Below are 18348 nucleotides of genomic sequence, written 5' to 3' on the forward strand. Positions count from 1 at the left end.
CGTTCAGCTCGGGTCCGGCTCCTCGCGATCCGCCTGCGGCGGGTCCGTCCGCGCCGGCAGCCGGCGATCGTCGGGCGCGGGCGGGATCTGCGCCAGCGATCGGGCCTGCGCCTCCGGCTCGTCGTCGCCGTGCACGCGCTCGGCCTCGCGGTCGTCCTGGTCCTGCGTCCACGTGGTGGGCGCGGACGACAGCCCCTCGAGCGGCCGCTCGCCGTGGGTGTTCTCGGTCTCGAGGTCCTTCAGCTCCTGCTCGCGCCGCAGGCGCAGCTCGCGGTCGCGCTGGCGCTCGTCGGGATCCGCCATGGTGCCCTCCGCACCGACGGTGCTCACCGGCGAGCCTCCCCGCAGCGCGCGGGCGGGCCGGGGCCCGCGCTCTGCGTGACGGGTTGACGAACCGTGAATGGCGCGACGCGCCGCACGGCCCCCACAGGGTCTATGAATCCGGCCCCGTCGTCGCTACCACTCCCCCACCGCAACGAGCGACGGCCCGAGCGCCGGTGCTCCCGGCGGGCACGCCGCGTGCCCGCCCGGAGATCGCGGCTCCGCCCGAGCACGGATCGATCACCCTCACCCGAAAAAGGAGAAGTGACATGGCCCAGCTGAAGGGAAGCAAGACCGAGCAGAACCTGAAGGACGCGTTCGCGGGTGAGTCGCAGGCCAACCGCCGCTACCTGTACTTCGCGAAGATCGCCGACGTGGAGGGCTACCCCGAGGTCGCCGCCAACTTCCGCGACACCGCCGAGGGCGAGACCGGCCACGCGCACGGCCACATGGACTTCCTGAAGCCGGTCGGCGATCCCGCCACCGGCCTCCCGATCGGCGACAGCGTGGCGAACCTCAAGGCCGCCATCGCCGGCGAGACCCACGAGTACACCGACATGTACCCGGGCATGGCGAAGACGGCGCGCGAGGAGGGCTTCGCGGAGGTCGCCGACTGGTTCGAGACGCTGGCGAAGGCCGAGAAGTCGCACGCCGGCCGCTTCGACAAGATGCTGAAGACCATCAGCTAGCCGCGCCGGATTCGCCGGCCCCGCCGGCGATCCCGCTGCGACGACCCGATGCGCCCCCATTGGGGAGTGCATCGGGTCGTTTCGTCCCCACCGATCCCGCGGGAGACTCCGCGCCATGAGCACGCCGACGCAGGAAAAGACCGTCTCCTTCAAGCCCACCCCGGGCCTCTCCTACGATCCCACCGAGGAGCGCTACTGGGACCGCGCCGCGCTCGACGGCGAGGTGCTGCGCGCGTTCGAGATCTGCAACGGCTGCCGCATGTGCTTCAAGTACTGCGACAGCTTCCCGAAGCTGTTCTCCTTCGTGGACGACCGGCACGACGGCGAGGTCACCCGCGTCACCGAGGCCGAGACCCGCGAGGTGATGGACGCGTGCTTCCAGTGCAAGCTGTGCGAGGTGCAGTGCCCGTACACCCCGCGTGACGGGCACGAGTTCCAGCTCGACTTCCCGAAGCTGGTCCACCGCTACCGCGGGGTGAACCGGCGCGGGAAGGCGCCCACCTTGCGCCAGCGCGTGCTGAACGACCCGGACGCCGCCGGCAAGCTGGCGCGCCTGTCGCTCGGCATGGCGAACGTCGCGAACCGCACCCGGCCGCTGCGCGTGCTGATGGAGAAGGTGGTCGGCGTGCACCGCGACAAGCTCCTGCCGGAGTTCGCCGCCGAGCCGTTCGACGCCTGGGCCGAGAAGCACGGGCACGTCCAGGCCGAGCCGGGCGGCGAGGCGGTGCTGTTCCAGACCTGCTTCGTGCAGCACAACGAGCCGGACCTCGGCAAGGACGCGCTCTACGTGCTGAAGCGCAACGGCGTGGACGTGCGGGTCGTGAAGGGGCTGCTGTGCTGCGGGATGCCGGCCTGGGAGACGGGAGACCTCGAGTCGCTCCGCCGCTGGGCGCACCGCGACCTCGAGCTCCTGCTGCCGTACGTCGAGAAGGGCGCGAAGGTGCTGGTGGTGAACCCCACCTGCTCGATGATGATGCGCCGCGAGTGGCCGCACCTGCTCGAGGGCGAGGACCGGGCCCGCGCCGAGAAGCTCGCGCCGGCGGTGATGGACGTGTCGGAGTACCTCTGGTCGATCCGCAACGAGCCGCGCTTCGACGCGAGCTTCGCGTCGGTGCCCCCGGGCGGCAAGGTGGCGTACCACGCGCCCTGCCACCTGCGCGCGCAGGGGATCGGCTTCAAGGGGCGCGACCTGCTGCGGAAGATCCCGGGCGTCACCGTGGCGTCCACCGTGATGGAGTGCTGCGGGCACGACGGCACGTTCGCGATGACGGTGGAGGGCTTCGAGCCCTCGCAGCGCGTGGGCAAGAAGGCGTTCGACGGGATGAAGGCCGCCGAGGCCGAGGTGTGGGCCACCGATTGCCCGCTCGCGGCCGTGCAGTTCCAGCAGCACGCGGGCAAGAAGCCACTGCACCCGATCACCCTGCTGGCGCGGGCGTACCGCGGCGAGGGGTTCGGGCCGAAGCGCGAGGGAGGCGAGCGATGAGGAGCGAAGGAGGCGAGCGATGAGGAAGGTCCGGCGCGAGGAGATCCTCGACCCGTCCACCTACGAGCGGTCGCGCGAGGAGGTCCGCGCCGCGGTGCTGCAGGCCAAGGCCCGGCGGCGCGTGCACGTGGGCGGCGTGCTCACGTTCCTGTTCGAGAACACCGCCACCGTCCGCTACCAGATCCAGGAGATGGTGCGCGCCGAGCGGATCACGCGCGACGAGGACGTCCGGCACGAGCTCGACACGTACAACGAGCTGCTGGGCGGCCCGGGCGAGCTGGGCGTGTCGCTGCTCATCGAGATCGCCGAGCCGGAGGAGCGCGACCGGCGGCTGCGCGAGTGGCTGCAGCTCCCGGAGCACCTGTACCTGCTCCTCCCCTCCGGCGAGAAGGTGCGCGCCACCTACGACCCGCGGCAGGTCGGCACCGACCGGCTCTCCTCGGTGCAGTACCTGAAGTTCGACGTGCGGGGCGAGGCGCCGGTCGCGGTCGGGTGCGACCTGCCGGCCTTCAGCGTGGAGACCCGCCTCGACGAGGCGCAGCGCGAGGCGCTCGCGGCCGACCTGAAGGCGGACTGAGGCCAGACGTCGCGTCCCCGGGCCTCCCGCCCCGCGCGCCCGGCGCCGGGCCGACCAGGCGTGCGCGGCCGCAGGCCACACCCGCCTGCATGTCCCCCCGTCGTGCGAGTTCCGCCCACAGCCTCGGCGACGCAACATGGCCAGGTTCGCGCCGGGATCGTCGGGGAGGGCGCGAGCGGGGGGGGACCGATGCGCTCGCACCATCCGCCGTCGCGAGGCTTCCGGCGGGCCGGGCCCGAGGGGCCGCGCTGGCTGCCCGGGAGCGGTCCGATCCCGCGGCTGCGCCCGGCGCTCGAGGCCGGCCGCGCGCCCGTCGCGTTGCCGAGCGGACGCGCGGCCGTTACGAGGATCCGAGGCGGCGCGCTGCGCGCCGCCCGGAGGAATCCGATGCCCCGCGCTCCCCGCATCCCCCGCGCCCAGGCCGTCGCGCTCGCCCGCCCCGAGACGCTCGACCACCGCTGGAGCGGCTGGCTCACGGCCGCCGTCGCGGTGGCGCTCCTCGCGGCGGGCCTCCTCGGCCTGTAGCCGCGCGGCGCGTCGCCTCCTCAGCGGAGGTCGCGCAGGGTCCGCGCCGCGAGCTGGCGCCGGAGCACCAGGAACAGCTCCGCGGTGGCGACCGCGTCGGTCAGCGCGTCGTGCTGGCCGTAGTCGGGGAGCCCGCGCCGGCGCCGGGCCGCGAGCAGGTTCAGCTCCGGCTCGATGGCCGGCGCGTCCGGGTCGACGAACCGCTGTCGCTTCGCGGCCTTGATGAGCAGCGCCACGGTGTCGACCACCGGCGGGTCCGGCCAGCGCCGCCCGCAGCGCTGGTAGGCGCGCTTCAGGAACGCCACGTCGAGCGACGCCTGGTGCACCAGGAGCGCGCCCTCGCGCGCCCGCACGTCCACGTCCGCCAGCACCGAGTCGAGCGAGGGCGCCGACGCCACGTCGTGCGGGACGAGCTGGTGCGCGCGGATCGAGCCAGGGTCGATGGCGGCGGTCGCCTCGGGCCGGATCAGGGTCGAGAACGACTCACCCAGACGGACGCTGCCCAGGCGCACGGGCACCATTCCCACGGCCAGGATCGCGTCCCGGCGGGGGTCCAGGCCGCCTGTTTCCAGGTCGAGGGCCCAGTAGACGACGGTGTCCCACGAAGGGGAGGGCCAGAACACGCGGTCGTTTCCTAGCATGAGGCGCTATCGGGTGGCAGCATGTAGGCGCTTGCACGACGTCACCTACCACACCCTAGCTTCGCACACCTTCCTGGCCGCCCCGGGCCGGGACATCGCGCGGGGGATCCGCCGATGAGCGCCGTCGCCTGGCAGTACGGTCCGGAGGGCGTCGAGGCAGAGCTCCACGGTCTCGTCCCGCCGGAGGTGGATCCCACCCCGGCCGCCCCGATCCCCTTCGACCTCCACGCCGTCGAGACGCGCCCGCGCCTGCCGCGGCCGCTCGACCTGGACGAGATCCGCCGCGTGCTCGACGACGGGCGCTTCTGGACCGAGTACCAGGCCATCGTGCACTGCCGCACCGGGCGCACCGTCGCGTTCGAGGCGCTGGCCCGCTTCCGCCACCGCAGCGGCCGGCCCATCCCGCCGGATCGCGTGTTCCCGCTGCTGCGCGACGAGCCGGCGCTCCTGCTCCGCGCCGAGCTGACGCTGAAGCTGCACCAGGTCGAGCACGCGCCGCGCGCGCCGGTGTTCGTGAACCTCGACCCCGACTCGTGGACCCGCGCCGGCGATCGCCACCAGAACCCGTTCCTGGCGCTGTTCGGCTCGGCGCAGAACAAGGTGGTGGTGGAGGTGACCGAGGCGCTGGCCCGCACCGAGGCGCTCGCCGCGCGCGACATGCTCTCGTCGCTCCGCTCGCGCCACGTCACCGTCGCGCTCGACGACGTCGGCGCCGTGGACGGCCTGCTCTCCTTCGAGGCGATGACCGAGGCCGAGGTGCTGAAGTTCGACCGCTCGCTCATCCCGCGCTTCGAGAACCCGCGCTACCGCGCGCTGGTGCAGGCGCTCACGCGGATGGCGCGCGAGGTCGGCGCGCACACGGTGCTCGAGGGCGTCGAGACCACCGCCGAGTTCGTGCTGGCGCGCGACCTCGGGTTCGACCTGGTGCAGGGCTTCCTGTTCAAGGACCGCGCACGGGTGGCCGGGCGGTAGGCGGAGCGCAGCGCGGCGAGATCAGCCGGGGCGCGGCGCCGGACGCGCGGCGCAGCCGCGCCCGAGGGGACCTCGCGCGAGCCCGCGAACGCGGGCGCGCGAGGTCACGGGCCCCGCGTGGCCGGGTGGGGCCCCGACGAGCTCCGCTCGGCGGGGCGGGGCGCAGCCCCGGACGCGCGGCGCAGCCGCGCCCGCGGGGACCTCGCGCGAGCCCGCGAACGCGGGCGCGCGAGGTCACGGGCCCCGCGTGGCCGGGTGGGGCCCCGACGAGCTCCGCTCGGCGGGGCGGGGCGCAGCCCCGGACGCGCGGCGCAGCCGCGCCCGAGGGGACCTCGCGCGAGCCCGCGAACGCGGGCGCGCGAGGTCACGGGCCCCGCGTGGCCGGGTGGGGCCCCGACGAGCTCCGCTCGGCGGGGCGGGGCGCAGCCCCGGACGCGCGGCGCAGCCGCGCCCGCGGGGACCTCGCGCGAGCCCGCGAACGCGGGCGCGCGAGGTCACGGGCCCCGCGTGGCCGGGTGGGGCCCCGACGAGCTCCGCTCGGCGGGGCGGGGCGCAGCCCCGTCAGAAGAGGTCCGTCCGGTAGTGGTAGGACGCCCGCTCCTGCCAGACCTCGATCGCGCGGAACGCGTCGCGCAGGCGGCTCCGCTCGATCGAGGACAGGTCGGACATCGACACCACGTTCGACGGGATCTTCCCCTCCGAGATGGTCCGGAGCTGCTCGCGCAGGCGCAGCCGCAGGATGTAGCGGTACGCCTCGGAGAGCGTGTCGCAGGTGTCCTGCTCGATGAGCCCGGCCTTCACCGAGGCGGCGAGCCGCTCCAGCGTGTTGGAGGTGCGGGCGCCCGCCTCCAGGCCGTAGACGCGCGCCAGGAACACGATCGGGCTCACGCCCTTCAGCTTCAGGTCGAACTTGGAGGACTCGCTGCGCAGCCGCAGCATCAGCCCGCCCGGCGCGTGGAAGGTGAGCGCGCTCTTCGCCATCGCGGCGAGGAACGTGCGGGCGTTCCGCGCCCGGCGCACGATCGCCTCCAGCGGCTCGGGGTCGAGCGCGCCCTGCGCCACCCGGAAGTCGAAGAAGATCGACGCCTCGAGGAGCGCCTGCGGCGTCGGCCGGTCGAGCCAGGCGCGGAAGCGCTCCTCCCACTCGGCCAGCGAGCCCTGCCACCGCGTCGCCATGTAGCCGCCCGGGCAGCGCGGGAACCCGGCCGCCACCAGGTCCGCGTTCGCCTTCTCCGCCATGGCCGCGAAGTAGGTCCGCGCCTCCGGCGTGTCGTCGCGCCAGGCGAGCGCGTTGTCCTGGTCGGTGAGGATCATCTGCTCCTTGCGCCCCTCGGAGCCGAACACCAGCCAGCCGTACGGGCAGGGCGGCGGACCGAGGTCGTCCTCGGCCCAGCGCAGGATCCGGCCGGCCAGCGTCTCGTTCAGCCGCGCCACGAACCCGCCGATCACCGTCGGCTCGAGCCCGCCCGCGAACAGCGCCGAGACCATCTCGCTCACCTTGGTCCCGTAGCCGGGCAAGGCGTCGCGGCCGCCCAGCCGCTCCAGCCGCTTCATCACCGCCACCGGCCCGGACGCGGTGCACTTCAGCAGGTCGGTCGCGGTGAGCACGCCGGCGATCTCGCCGCCGTTCCGGGTGATGGGCAGGTGGTGCACGCCCGAGTCGAGCAGGATGCGCCACGCCTCGTACACCGGCACGTCGCCGCCCACCGTCCGGAGCGGCGCGGTGTACACGTCGACGACCGGCGTCTCCGGCCCGCGCCCCTGCGCCAGCACCCGGGAGCGGAAGTCACGGTCGGTCACGATCCCGGGCGGCTCCGAGTCCACGATGAGCGAGCCCACCCCGCGCTCCGCCATCACCCGCGCCGCCTCGCCCACCGTCGCCGCCGGCGCGATCCGCACCGCCGGCCCGCGCAGCAGGGTCGAGACCGGGACGGCCAGGTCGGGCTGGAAGCTCGCCACCTGCGAGCGCTCCAGGCTGTTCCGGAGCCGCTCGGCCAGCCCGGACGCGAAGTGACCGGCGAACGGCCCGTAGGCGAGGAGCGCCTGGAACTCCTGGCGCGGCAGCCGGTACGCGAGCAGGTCCTCCTCGACGGTCACGTCGAGCGTCGCCTTGCCGGAGATGAGCGAGGTGAACCCGAACACCTCGCCCTCCTCCAGGAGCTGGAGCGTCTGGCCCTCGCGCTCGAGCCGCACCGCGCCCTTGCGGATGACGTACAGGTGCTCGGACGGCGTGCCGCCGCGCTCCAGGACGCGCGTGCCGGTCGGGAAGAACACGATCTCGAGCGCGCGCGCGGCGTCGCGGAACGCGTCCGCCGGCAGCGCGTCGAACGGCGGGGTCCCGCGGACGAACGCGACCGGATCGAGGGCGGCCATCCGGCGAGGATAGCAGAGCGGCACGCCCGCCCCGCGCGCCGGCCGGCGCTGCGGCTTCCGGGGGACTCACCCGTCCTCGAGCAGCGCCGCCGCGGCGGCGAGCGCCTCCCGGTCCTCGCCGCCGCCCCGCGCCACCACCTCCGGCGCGCGCGGCGGCTCGTAGGGCGCGCCGCTGCCCGGCAGCTCCGGCGCGCCGCCCGCGCGCGCCCGCGCCCAGAGCCCCTTGGGATCCCGGGCCGCGGAGGCCTCCGGCGTCGCGTCGATCCAGACCTCCACGAACCGCGGCGCCCGGATCCGGACGCGGTCGCGGAACACGCGCCGGGCGGCGGTCGCGGCCACCACCACCACCAGCCCCTCGCCCGCGAGCAGGAGCGCCAGGTTCCCCAGCGTCTCGTAGAACGCCGCGCGCGCGGCCGGGTCGTAGCCCGGCGCCGGCGAGAGGGCGGCCCGCACCGCGTCGCCGTCGATCAGCACCGCCGGCCGGTCCGCCGCGCGCACGCGCGCCACCAGCGCCCGGCCGAAGGTGCTCTTGCCGGAGGAGGGGAGCCCGGTCACCCACACCACCGCGCCGCTCATGCGCCCTCCTCCGCGAACAGGGCGTCCGCGTCGCCGGGCTCGAGCCGCCCGGCGTCGAGCGTCCGCTCCGCCAGCCCGAGGAGCCCGTCGCGCGCCGGTGCCGGGAGGTGCGGGTAGAAGCGCGGGCAGGCGAGCACCAGCGCGCGCCAGGCCAGGTACGCCGGCGCGGTCTCCAGCACGGCGCGGTCGCCGGTCGCGGCGAGGTAGCGCTCCCAGGCGCGCCGCCACAGGGCGCGCAGCCCCCCCGCCCAGGCGCCGGGGTGGCCCAGCGCGAAGAACGGGTAGTTCACGGTGAGCGCGACCACGTCGTCGGCCGGGTCGCCGGCCCCGCCGCGGGAGGCGTCGAGCAGCGTGAAGCCGGTGCCGTCCTCGCCCGGGCCCGGCGGGCGGAACACCACGTTGAACGGGTGGAAGTCGCCGTGCGTCCGCGCGAGCCGGCCGGCCCGCGCGCGGAGCGCCCAGCGCGCGGCGAGGCACCGCTCCTCGAGCGCCCGGAGCCGCGCCGGCGGGGCGGCCGGCACGTCCGCCGGGTACGCGTCCACCAGGCCGAAGATCCCCTCGCCGTGGCCGAGGAGGTCGCGCACCGCGCGCCGCCACGCCGCCGGGTCGTCGAGCCGCTCCGCGTGCAGGCGCACCAGGTAGTCCACCAGCGCGTCGGCCCGGGCCTGGTCGAGCGGCCCGGCCCCGTGCGCGGCCACGCGCCGGAGGTCGTCGGCGTAGAGCGTCCCGTCGGCCCAGTCGGTGGCGAGCCAGAACTCGCCCGCGCCGCCCAGCGACACGAGCCGCCCGTCGCCGGCGATCGCCCCCACGTCGAGCGCGCGCACGTGGCGCGGGAAGCGGTCGAACAGGTCGTACGCGAGCAGCGCACCTTCGGCGCGGTCGGCGCGCCGGTCGTGGCCGAACTCGTTCGGCGCCTGCGTGCGGAACACGAAGCGCCGCTCGCCGCCGCCGGGCAGTCGCACCGTCACGCGCAGCGGGCGGCCGTAGCCGACCGCCTTGTCGCCGCCCGCGTCCGGGCCGAGCGGCTCGATCCGCGAGACCGCGCCGCCCGGGAACAGCGCGGCGGCGAGCGCGCCCAGCGCCTCCGCGCCCGGGATGGTCGGGGCCATGGCCCACCTCCTCCGCCCCGAGGATAGGCCCGCGCGGGCGGGCCGGGGCCGGCGACCGCCGGGTCGCGGCGGGGTGCCGCGGAGGGCTGGGTTTCGCGTGGACCGCCGGCCGTCCGGGAGGTAAAGCTGCGCCGATGCCCCTCGCGATCATCCCCTGGTTCGAGCTCCCCAGCGCCTCGCTCGGCCCGTTCACCCTCCAGTCCTTCGGCGTGCTCTCCGCGCTCGGGATCCTCGCCGCCGTCCAGCTCTCCGCGCGCGGCGCGAAGCAGCTCGGCAAGGACCCGCAGGTCATCCTCGACTTCGCGGTGGTGGGGGTGCTGGCCGGCGTGGTGGTCGGGCACCTCGCACACCTGTTCTTCTACCACCCGGAGGAGCTGCAGGACCCGCTGCGCATCTTCAAGTTCTGGGAGGGCCTCTCGTCGATGGGCGGCCTCGCCGGCGGCATGATCGCCGCGGCGGTCTACTTCCGGCGCAAGCGCGTGCGCTTCACCTCCTACGCCGACGCGTTCGCGCTGGGCGTGGCGCCGGGCTGGGGGATCGCGCGGGTGGGCTGCTTCACGGTGCACGATCACCCGGGCCGGCTCACCGACTTCTTCCTCGCGGTCCGGTTCCCGGACGGCCCCCGCCACGACCTCGGGCTCTACGAGGCCATCCTGCTGCTGGCGCTCGGGGCGGTGCTGTGGGCGCTGCACCGCCGCGACGTGCTGCGCGGCCGGCTGCTCCCGCTGCTCGCGCTCGTCTACGGGATCGGGCGGTTCCTGCTCGACTTCCTGCGCGCGACCGACGTGTCCTACGCCGACGCGCGCCACCTCGGCCTCACGTTCGCGCAGTACTTCGCGGTGGCGCTCGTCGCGTACGCGGTGTGGGGCTTCACGCGGCGGACGTCCGACGAGGAGCGGGTCCGGGTCTCCACCGGCGTCGGCCGCCGGTGATAGAACCGGGGGCGCATGTCCCCTCGCGAGCGAGCGCTCGGGCTCGCCCGGCTCCCCGCCCCGCCCCCCGGACCAGCCGACGCGGCCGAGGCCCGGCTGCGGGCGCTGCTCGACGACATCGGCGCGCTGGATCGCGAGCTGGAGGCGTGCTCGGCGGAGCTGGCGGCGTTCGCGCACCGCTGGGAGCGCGCGCTGGGCGACGCGTTCGCGGAGCTGGCGGCCGCGGAGCGGCTGGTGCGGACGCTCCAGGCGCTGGAGGACGGGCTCGCCGCGCTCGCCGAGCGGCTCCGCTCGGGCGCGCCGCCGGAGCCGCCGCGGCGCGATCGCCGGCGGGCCGCGGCGCCGCCGCCCCCGGGCGGCGACCCGTGGGACGCGGGCGGGCGCGCGCCGGCCGGCGCCGGCGAGGGCGGCGAGCTCGAGCCGCTCGAGGACGAGGCCGCCGCGCTGAAGCGGCTCTACCGGCGGCTGGCGCGGCTCCTCCACCCCGACCTCGCCCGCGACGCCGGCGAGGAGGCGCGGCGCTCCGGGCTCATGGCCCACGTGAACGCGGCCTACGCGCGCGGCGACCTCGCCGGCCTGCAGGTGATCGCGGAGCGGCTCGGCGCCGGCGAGGTGGTGGAGGGGATCGACGAGGCCGAGCGGCTCGCGCGCATCGAGCGGCGCATCGAGACGCTCCGGCGCATCGCCGCGTCCCTCGCGCGCGAGCGCGACCGGCTGCGCGCCAGCGACACCGAGCGGCTCCGCGCCGAGGCGGAGCGCCGGCGCGCCGCGGGCGGCGACCTGGTGGAGGAGACGCGCGCCGAGCTGGCCGCCGACGCGGAGGCGGCGCGCGCCGACGCCCGGGCGCGCCTGTCGCGGGCGGCGGCCGCGGCGGCGGAGCTGTCGCGCGCGAGGAGGAAGGCCATGGACGGCATCGAGCGGCGGGGGCCCACCGGCGCGCGCCGCGCGTTCGACCCGCTGGGCGAGAGCGCGCTGGTGCGCCAGGGCGCGGCGCGGCTGGAGCGGCGGAGCGCGAGCGCGGAGGCGCGCGCGCTGGCGCGGGCGCTGGAGGACGCGGCGCGCGCGGCGCCGTGGGAGGTGGCCCTCACCTGCCTCGCGTTCTTCGCGGAGGAGGGCGGCCGGCGCGTGCCGGAGGCGATGGCCACGGCCGCGGCGCTGGAGGCGCGCTGGGACGCGCTGCGCGCCGGGTGGCCCGGGGCGCCGGACCTGGGGCGCATGCTCGCGCGGCTCCCGAGGCACCTCATGGTGGGCGCGCGAGAGGGCGGGGGCGAGGTCCACGCGGGCGTGCAGCTCGCCGCGGCCGACCTCGCGGCGGGCGTCCGCATCGCGCTCGACCGGCCGGCGGTGGCGGAGGTGGCGCGGGCGGTGCTCGCCGCGCTCGGGCCCGAGGAGACCTGCCCGCGCTGCCGCGCGCGCGGGCCGGCGCGCCACCTGTATCGCACCCGCGGTCTCGACGCGCTGCACGGCATCGCCTGCGCCGCGTGCGGGGCGGTGCTGCGCAGCTACTGGCGGTACGGCGAGGTGGACGGGCTCGAGGCGCTCGCCCCGCACGCGCTCCGGCTCGGCCTGGTGGCGGAGGTCACCGCCGCGCTCGCCGGCACCGCCATCGGCTTCCAGCTCTTGCCCGCCGAGGCGGAGGCGCTCACCGCCGAGCGGCTGCGGCGCCGCTTCGCCGAGCTGTACCTGGGGCCGTGCGAGGTGGACCTCGCGCCGGCGGCGGTGCAGGTGCTGGCCGACGGCGGTCCGCTCGGCAAGGGCGCGCGGGTGCGCGGGCGCGGTCCGCTCCGCCTCGCGGTCGCCGCGGGGGCGGGCACCACCGCGGAGGAGCTGCTCGAGCTGCTGCGCTCGCGGATCGAGCGCCGCTTCCGGCGCTGACGGCGAAGGTGGGGCGCGGGCCGGCCGGCGCCGGGCTGCTGCCCCCAAGGACGCAGGGCGGGTGGGCGGGTGCGGCCGGCAATTGCCCGACGGGGGGGCGGGCGGCCACGGCAGCGGCGCCGGGCATTGCTTACATCGGAGGGAGCGGGTGCGACCGCCCGCCGCGGAGGCTCCGATGAAGACCTGCACCCTGTGCGCCTCGACCCTCGATGCCGGCGCGAGCGCCTGCCCGAACTGCGGGATCGCCGTGCCGCAGGCCCGGCGGCCGTCCCGGCTCGCGCGCACCGCGCGGGCGAGCGTGGTCGCGTTCGCCGGGCTGGCGGTGCTCGGGGCCCTCGCGCTGCCGGTGCTGGGGCGGGTGCGCGGCGGGAACTGCGAGCCGCACAGCTGGGCGGACTGGCACGTCGCCATGGCGCGGGCCTGCCTCACGCCCGACTACGTCTGCGAGAACATGACCTCGGCGAAGATGCTCGAGGACCCGCAGCTCGCGGCCGAGCTGCGCCATGCGCTGCGCGGTGGGCGCGGCGGAGCGATCGCGCACCTCGATGCCCTGGTGGCCCACGTGCGCGAGGCCTACGGCTGCGCCTCCGCCGACGCCTCCCGCCCGGCGCCGGCGCTGGATCCGCCGGACCGGCGCCTCCCGCCGGGCCACCCGCCCGTCCCGGCGACGCCCGCGCCGCCCATCTTCCAGGCGCCCTCGTCGCTCACCATCTAGCCCCCACCGCCAGGACCTCCGCCCGGGCACAGGCGGGGCGGAGCAGGCCGGGCGACTGCCGCGCCGGCGGCCGGGGTGCTAGAACGGCCGGTGTGGGGGATCCCGTGAACGGTCGCAGCATCCTGCTCGTCGAGGACGACGACGCCATCCGCGAGAGCGTGGCCGAGTGCCTCGACGCGGAGGGCTACGCCGTCGCGACGGTGGAGAACGGCGTGGCGGGCCTGGAGTGGCTCCGCCGGTCCGGGCGGCCGGACCTCGTCGTGCTCGACCTCGTCATGCCGGTGATGAACGGCGCCCAGTTCCTGGAGGCCGTCCGCGGCGACCCTTCGCTGCGGGACCTGCCGGTGGTGCTCATGACCGCCGCGCTGCCCTCGGCGCAGCTCCCGGTGCCGGTGGCGGACGGCTACCTCACGAAGCCGTTCGAGCTGGAGCAGCTCCTCGAGACGGTGGCCCGCCACGCGCGGCGCCGGTGACCGGGTCCTTGTCGCGGCCGCGGGGCCGGGGTAGACCGGCCCGGTGAACGTCCTCGTCACCGGCGGTACGGGCCTGGTGGGCGGCGCGGTGGCGCGCGCCCTGCTCGCGCGCGGGCACTCGGTGCGGCTGTACGCCCGCGCCTCCAGCGACGCGGCCGCGCTGGAGGCGGCCGGCGCGGAGGTGGCGCGCGGCGAGCTGGACGACCGGGCGGCGCTGCGCGCGGCGCTGGCGGGCCGCGACGCGGTGGTCCACTCGGCGGGCGTGGTGGGCTTCGGGCCGGGGCTGGAGGCGGCGCTCGAGGCGGTCAACGTGCGCGCCGTCGAGTCGGTGCTGGGCGCCGCGCTGGACGCGGGGGTGTCGCGCGCCGTGCTCACCTCGTCCACGGCGGTGATGGGCGGCACCGCCGCGCCCGAGGTGGCCGACGAGGCCAGCGCCGGCAACGCCGAGGCGCTCGGGATGCCCTACTTCGTCTCGAAGCTCCGGGGTGAGCGGGCCGCGCGGGCGCTCGCCGCGCGGGGCCTGGCGCTGGTGGTGGTCCGCCCGGCCTACGTGCTCGGGCCGGGCGACGTCCACGGCTCGTCGGCGTCGATCCTGCTCGCGTTCGCGCGGCGCCGCATCCCCGCCTACGTGGAGGGCGGCGCGTCCTTCTGCGACGTGCGCGACGTCGCGGAGGGGCACGTGGCCGCCCTGGAGCGCGGGCGCCCCGGCGAGGCGTACGTGCTCGCCGGCCACAACCTCGCCATGTCGGAGATGATCCGGCGCGCCTGCGCCATCGCCGGCGTCCCGCCCCCGCCGCGCGTGCCGGTGCCGCTGGCGCTCGGGTTCGCCGCGGTGCAGGAGCTGGCGGCGCGCGCGGCCGGACGGCGGCCGCGGACGAGCCGGGGCCTCGTCCGCGCCAGCGCGCTGTACACGTTCGCGTCGTCGGCGAAGGCGGAGCGCGAGCTCGGCTACCGCGTCCGCCCGTTCGAGGAGATGGTCCGCGACACCTACCGCTGGGCCATCGCCACCGGCCGCCTGCGGCCGGACACGCCCGAGCTGAAGGCGCTGAACGAGAACGACAGGCCGTGAGCCGCGAACCCCTCCGTGTCGCGGGTCACGTCCTCGGCTGCTCCGCGGGCGCGGGTCACGCCTCCGGCCCGGCCGCGCCGTTCCCCTCGCTCGCGCCCGCGCCGGCCTCGCCGGGCGGCGGCGGCACGAGCCGCACCCGCCGCACCACCCGCGGCGTGGCCTCCACCACCTCGGCCTCGGTGCCGTCCGCGAGCCGAAGGCGCGCGCCGCGCTCCGGCATCGCGCCGGCCACCGCGATGACCAGGCCGGCCACCGTGGTGTACCCCTCGCCCTCGGGCAGGTCGATGTGGAGGGCGCGGTTCACCTCGCGGATGGGCGCGTCGCCGCGCACCACCGCGGCGCCGCCGGGCTCGACCTCGAACAGCGGCTGCGGCTCCTCGGCCTCGCCCAGGATGTCGCCGACCAGCTCCTCGACCAGGTCCTCCAGCGTGAGGATCCCGGCCATGCCGCCGTGCTCGTCCACCACCACCGCGATCTGCGAGCGCCGCCGCTGCATGTCGCGGAGCACGTGCACCGCCTTGGCGCCCTCGGGCACGAAGTGCACCGGCCGCACCAGATCGGCGAGCACGATGAGCTCGCGCTCCCAGGCCATGGCGGCGAGGTCCTTCGCCATCACGTAGCCGATCACGTCGTCGAGCGTGCCGTCGTACACCGGCATGCGGGCGCGGCCCTCCTCGAGCAGCAGCCGCTTCAGGTCCTCCTGGTCCGCGTCGGCGGGCAGCGCCTTCACCCGGCTGCGCGGGACCATCACGTCGCCGGCGGTGAGGTCGCGGAACGCGAGCGCGCGCGAGGCGATCTCCGCGGTGGGCGCGTCGAGCGCGCCGGCGCGGCCGGCCTCGTCCACGAGCTGCTCCAGCTCCTCGGCGGACAGCCGCGCCTCCGCGAACGTGGTGCGGTCGCCGAACGGGCGCAGCAGCAGGTTGGACGAGGCGGTCAGCAGCCACACGACCGGGCGGACCAGGTGGGAGAGGCCGAGCAGCGGCCGGCCCACCAGGAGCGCGTAGCGCTCGGGGGCGCGGAGCGCGAGCGACTTCGGCACCAGCTCGCCCAGCACCAGCGACAGGAAGGACACGAGCGCGACCACGAGCGCCAGCGAGAGCTGGTGCGCGTACGGCGCGAGCGGCGGGATCCGCTCGAGGACCGGGGCGAGGCGGCCGGCGATCGACGCGCCGCCGAACGCCGCGGCGCTGGCGCCGATGACGGTGATGCCGACCTGGACCGTGGCGAGGAAGCGCTCGGGGGCGTCGCGCAGCCGGAGCACCGCGCCGGCGGCGGCGCGCCCCTGCTCGACCAGCTGGGCGAGCCGCGTCTTGCGCATCGCGATGACCGCGATCTCCGCGCCGGCGAACACGCCGTTCGCGACCACGAGGGCCAGGACGATCAGGAGCTCGACGGCCGTGTCGTACAGGTGGCGTTCCCTCCCCGGGTGGCCGCCCCGGGGCCGCCGCCGCTCGCGTGCGTGGCCGCGCCTGCGCGCAGCCGCGCACGCGGCAGGGGTCCGCCCGGGCGGGGACTCCCGGCGTGCGAAGGAGAGGTTTACCTGAAACGCTCCCGCAGCGCCGCTGCCCCGTGTGCCCGAGGCTCGGGAGGGACCCATGTTCGTCGATGCGCAGGCGCTCCCCGCGCCGGATCCGCGGGCCTTCCCGTCATGGGGCGGCCCCGCCGAGCGACTCCGCTTCCTCCTCGCGTACGCCGTGCTCGCGCCGTCGCGCCACAACACGCAGCCGTGGTGGTTCGAGGTGCGCGGCGGCGAGGTCGGCATCCACGCCGACGGCGCGCGCGCGCTGCCGGAGGTGGATCCGGACGGCCGCGAGCTGGTGATGGCCTGCGGCGCTGCGCTCGCGAACCTGCGGCTCGCCGCGGCGCACTTCGGCCACGCCACCTCGGCGGAGATCATCGGCACGCACCGGCGCGACGGGCTGGTGGCCCGCGTGCGCCTGGAGGAGCAGCGCGCGCTGTCGCCGGAGGACGAGGAGCTGTTCCAGGCCATCCCGCGCCGCCGCACCAACCGGCTGCCGCTCGACGGGCGCGAGCCGCCGGAGGGGCTGGTCACGCGGCTGCTGCGCGAGGCGCGCGGGGAGGGTGCCTGGCTGCGGCCGGTGGAGGCGCACCAGCGCCGCGCGGTGGCCGAGCTGGTGGCGGAGGGCGATCGCCGCCAGTGGACCAACCCGCGCTTCCGCGCCGAGCTGGCCGGCTGGATCCACCCGAGCGGCAACGGCCGCCGCGACGGGATGCCGGCGTACGCGGTGGGCATGAGCGACGCCGCCGCCCGCCTTCAGCCGCTGGTGGCCCGGCTCTCCAACCCGGCCCGCGCCGAGGCCGAGCGCGACCGGCGCCGCGCGCTCGCCTCGAAGTCGCTGCTCGTGCTCTCCACCGCGCACGACGGCCTCGCCGAGTGGATGGTCGCCGGGATCGCGCTCCAGCGCATCCTGCTGCGCGCCACCGCGGCCGGCCTCACCGCCGCCTTCTTCAACCAGCCGATCGAGCAGGACGCGCTGCGCGGGCCGCTCCGCGAGGCGGTGGGCGATCCGGGCATGCCGCAGCTCCTGCTGCGGCTCGGCTATGGGCCGGAGGTGCGGCCCACGCCGCGCCGGACCGTGGACGAGGTGCTGCGGCGCCTCGACGCCGCCGCCGCGCGCCCGGCGCCGCTCGTGCTCCGTCGCGCGCCGCCCATGTCACCGATGGTGGATCCGGCGGCGGCCGCGATCGCGCCGGGGCCTCCGGCGTAGCAGGGCTGGCGGCGGGCGGGCCGCGCGGGTGCGTCCGCCGCTCCCCCTCCTCCCGCGCCAGGGAGCGGGAGGAGGGGGTCTTTCCTCTTCAGCCCCGGCGCAGCCGGTGGAGCCGCGTCACCTCGGCGGCGCGCGCCGCGTGCAGCGGGTCGGCGCGGTCGCGCGAGCGCGGGTGCGCCGGGCGCGCCTCGCGGACGTCCACCACCTCGAGCCCGGCCGCGCGCGCCAGCCGCTCGACCTCGCCCGGCGGGCGGAGCCCGAGCCGCTCGGCCAGGTCGGAGAGGACGATCCACGCCTCGCCGCCCGGGGCGAGGTGCGCCGGGAGCCCGCGCACCAGCCGCTCGAGGAACGCGCCGCCCGGATCGTAGACCGCCCGCTCCAGCGGGCCGTGCGCCGGGCCCGGGATCCAGGGCGGGTTGCACACGACCACGTCCGCCAGGCCCTCCGGGAACAGGTCCGCCTCCACCACCTCGACCTGTCCGGCCAGCCCGAGCCGGGCCGCGTTCTCCCGGGCGCAGGCCACCGCGCGCGGCTCGAGATCGGTGGCGATCACCCGGGCGCCCGCCCGGGCCAGCACCATCGCGAGCACCCCGGTGCCGGTCCCGACGTCGAAGGCGCGCTGGCCATCCAGCGGCCGCTCCGCGGCCGCCGACGCGACCAGGTCCACGTACTCGCCCCGAATGGGTGCGTACACTCCGTGAAACGGGTGCACCCGCGCCCCGAGCGCCGGGACCTCCACCCCGCGCCGCCGCCACTCGTGCGCGGCGACCAGCCCGAGCAGCTCCCGCAGCGGCAGCAGCGCGGGCCCGTCCGGCGGCGGCCCCAGCGCCTCGGCGCAGGCCGCGGCCACGTCCGGCGCGCGCCGCAGGGCGATCCGCCACCCTGGCTCGACCGGCACGAGCAGCCGGGCCAGCACCTCGTGCTCGAGGCGCATCCGCTCCCGCTCCGCGCGGAAGGCCGCCCCCAGGCCTGCGCCCCTGGGCGCAGGGTGCTCGAGGCGCCGGCCCATGGCCGCGAGGAGCTGGCGCGCGTTGTGGTAGTCGCCGGCGTAGACCAGCCCCTCGCCGCGCCGCGCCCGGGCCAGCGCCTCGCCGGCGCGGGTGGCGTCGCCGGCCGTGCCGAGGCGGGCGGGCGCGGGCGCCGCGCCGGACGCCCAGCGCGCCCTGTGCTCCCCGGTGGCATCCCGCCACACCAGCTCCCGGGGCGGCGTCCCGGCGGTCGGTTCGGTGCGCGTCATCGGATCGCGTGCGGTTGAGCGGCCAGGCGGGGGGTGTCTGGATTAAGAAGAG

The 18348-nt window shown here is 76.9% G+C and carries 18 protein-coding genes; 11 read left to right on the forward strand and 7 right to left on the reverse strand.

Going from position 1 to position 18348, the window contains the following annotated elements; all coding sequences use genetic code 11:
- Positions 1-3: 3 nt before the first annotated feature.
- Positions 4-330, reverse strand: coding sequence for a hypothetical protein (locus tag ANAEK_RS04045; protein ID WP_232288366.1), 327 nt, complete (start codon positions 328-330; stop codon positions 4-6).
- A 260-nt stretch (positions 331-590) separates the two neighbouring features.
- On the opposite strand from ANAEK_RS04045, the gene ANAEK_RS04050 reads away from it, so the two are divergent.
- The 4 genes from ANAEK_RS04050 to ANAEK_RS23115 all read left to right on the forward strand — a co-directional run bounded on the left by ANAEK_RS04050 (position 591) and on the right by ANAEK_RS23115 (position 3595).
- On the forward strand, positions 591-1010 hold the full coding sequence (locus tag ANAEK_RS04050; protein ID WP_012524875.1) for a rubrerythrin family protein: 420 nt from the start codon (positions 591-593) through the stop codon (positions 1008-1010).
- Between the two features lie 115 nt (positions 1011-1125).
- Positions 1126-2493: a heterodisulfide reductase-related iron-sulfur binding cluster gene (locus tag ANAEK_RS04055; protein ID WP_012524876.1), complete on the forward strand. Its 1368-nt coding sequence runs from the start codon at positions 1126-1128 to the stop codon at positions 2491-2493.
- A gap of 19 nt (positions 2494-2512) precedes the next feature.
- A complete protein-coding gene (locus tag ANAEK_RS04060; RefSeq protein WP_012524877.1) occupies positions 2513-3070 on the forward strand; it encodes a DUF3501 family protein in 558 nt (185 codons plus the stop codon).
- Positions 3071-3457: 387 nt separating this feature from the next.
- On the forward strand, positions 3458-3595 hold the full coding sequence (locus tag ANAEK_RS23115; RefSeq protein ID WP_012524878.1) for a hypothetical protein: 138 nt from the start codon (positions 3458-3460) through the stop codon (positions 3593-3595).
- Positions 3596-3615: 20 nt separating this feature from the next.
- Here ANAEK_RS23115 and ANAEK_RS04065 read toward each other — a convergent pair whose 3' ends face one another.
- Positions 3616-4236, reverse strand: a complete 621-nt coding sequence (locus ANAEK_RS04065) for a 3'-5' exonuclease (RefSeq protein ID WP_012524879.1) — start codon at positions 4234-4236, stop codon at positions 3616-3618.
- Between the two features lie 114 nt (positions 4237-4350).
- On the opposite strand from ANAEK_RS04065, the gene ANAEK_RS04070 reads away from it, so the two are divergent.
- Positions 4351-5208 (forward strand): EAL domain-containing protein, encoded by an 858-nt coding sequence (locus ANAEK_RS04070; protein ID WP_012524880.1) that lies wholly within the window; start codon positions 4351-4353, stop codon positions 5206-5208.
- Between the two features lie 561 nt (positions 5209-5769).
- Here ANAEK_RS04070 and ANAEK_RS04075 read toward each other — a convergent pair.
- The 3 genes from ANAEK_RS04075 to ANAEK_RS04085 all read right to left on the reverse strand — a co-directional run bounded on the left by ANAEK_RS04075 (position 5770) and on the right by ANAEK_RS04085 (position 9266).
- Positions 5770-7581, reverse strand: coding sequence for a DUF294 nucleotidyltransferase-like domain-containing protein (locus ANAEK_RS04075; protein ID WP_012524881.1), 1812 nt, complete (start codon positions 7579-7581; stop codon positions 5770-5772).
- 66 nt (positions 7582-7647) lie between these two features.
- Complete coding sequence (locus ANAEK_RS04080) at positions 7648-8157, reverse strand: adenylyl-sulfate kinase (protein ID WP_012524882.1); 510 nt, start codon at positions 8155-8157, stop codon at positions 7648-7650.
- Positions 8154-9266, reverse strand: coding sequence for a phosphotransferase (locus tag ANAEK_RS04085; protein WP_012524883.1), 1113 nt, complete (start codon positions 9264-9266; stop codon positions 8154-8156). Before ANAEK_RS04085 ends, ANAEK_RS04080 begins: the two co-directional genes overlap by 4 nt.
- A gap of 134 nt (positions 9267-9400) precedes the next feature.
- On the opposite strand from ANAEK_RS04085, the gene ANAEK_RS04090 reads away from it, so the two are divergent.
- From ANAEK_RS04090 to ANAEK_RS04110, 5 genes are all read left to right on the forward strand, one after another.
- On the forward strand, positions 9401-10198 hold the full coding sequence (locus ANAEK_RS04090; protein ID WP_012524884.1) for a prolipoprotein diacylglyceryl transferase: 798 nt from the start codon (positions 9401-9403) through the stop codon (positions 10196-10198).
- Positions 10199-10213: 15 nt separating this feature from the next.
- The gene (locus ANAEK_RS04095; protein ID WP_012524885.1) at positions 10214-12073 is read left to right on the forward strand and encodes a molecular chaperone DnaJ; all 1860 of its coding nucleotides are present in this window, start codon (positions 10214-10216) and stop codon (positions 12071-12073) included.
- A gap of 175 nt (positions 12074-12248) precedes the next feature.
- Positions 12249-12788: a hypothetical protein gene (locus ANAEK_RS04100; protein WP_012524886.1), complete on the forward strand. Its 540-nt coding sequence runs from the start codon at positions 12249-12251 to the stop codon at positions 12786-12788.
- A 104-nt stretch (positions 12789-12892) separates the two neighbouring features.
- On the forward strand, positions 12893-13261 hold the full coding sequence (locus ANAEK_RS04105; protein ID WP_012524887.1) for a response regulator: 369 nt from the start codon (positions 12893-12895) through the stop codon (positions 13259-13261).
- 43 nt (positions 13262-13304) lie between these two features.
- On the forward strand, positions 13305-14330 hold the full coding sequence (locus ANAEK_RS04110) for an NAD-dependent epimerase/dehydratase family protein (RefSeq protein WP_012524888.1): 1026 nt from the start codon (positions 13305-13307) through the stop codon (positions 14328-14330).
- Between the two features lie 55 nt (positions 14331-14385).
- Here ANAEK_RS04110 and ANAEK_RS04115 read toward each other — a convergent pair whose 3' ends face one another.
- Positions 14386-15705: a hemolysin family protein gene (locus ANAEK_RS04115; protein ID WP_083779867.1), complete on the reverse strand. Its 1320-nt coding sequence runs from the start codon at positions 15703-15705 to the stop codon at positions 14386-14388.
- Between the two features lie 220 nt (positions 15706-15925).
- Here ANAEK_RS04115 and ANAEK_RS04120 point away from each other — a divergent pair, with 220 nt between their 5' ends.
- A complete protein-coding gene (locus ANAEK_RS04120) occupies positions 15926-17059 on the forward strand; it encodes a hypothetical protein (RefSeq protein WP_012524890.1) in 1134 nt (377 codons plus the stop codon).
- Between the two features lie 88 nt (positions 17060-17147).
- Here ANAEK_RS04120 and ANAEK_RS04125 read toward each other — a convergent pair whose 3' ends face one another.
- Positions 17148-18296, reverse strand: a complete 1149-nt coding sequence (locus ANAEK_RS04125; protein ID WP_012524891.1) for a methyltransferase — start codon at positions 18294-18296, stop codon at positions 17148-17150.
- Positions 18297-18348 lie beyond the last annotated feature (52 nt).

The organism is Anaeromyxobacter sp. K (assembly GCF_000020805.1).
Taxonomy (GTDB): Bacteria; Myxococcota; Myxococcia; order Myxococcales; family Anaeromyxobacteraceae; genus Anaeromyxobacter; species Anaeromyxobacter dehalogenans.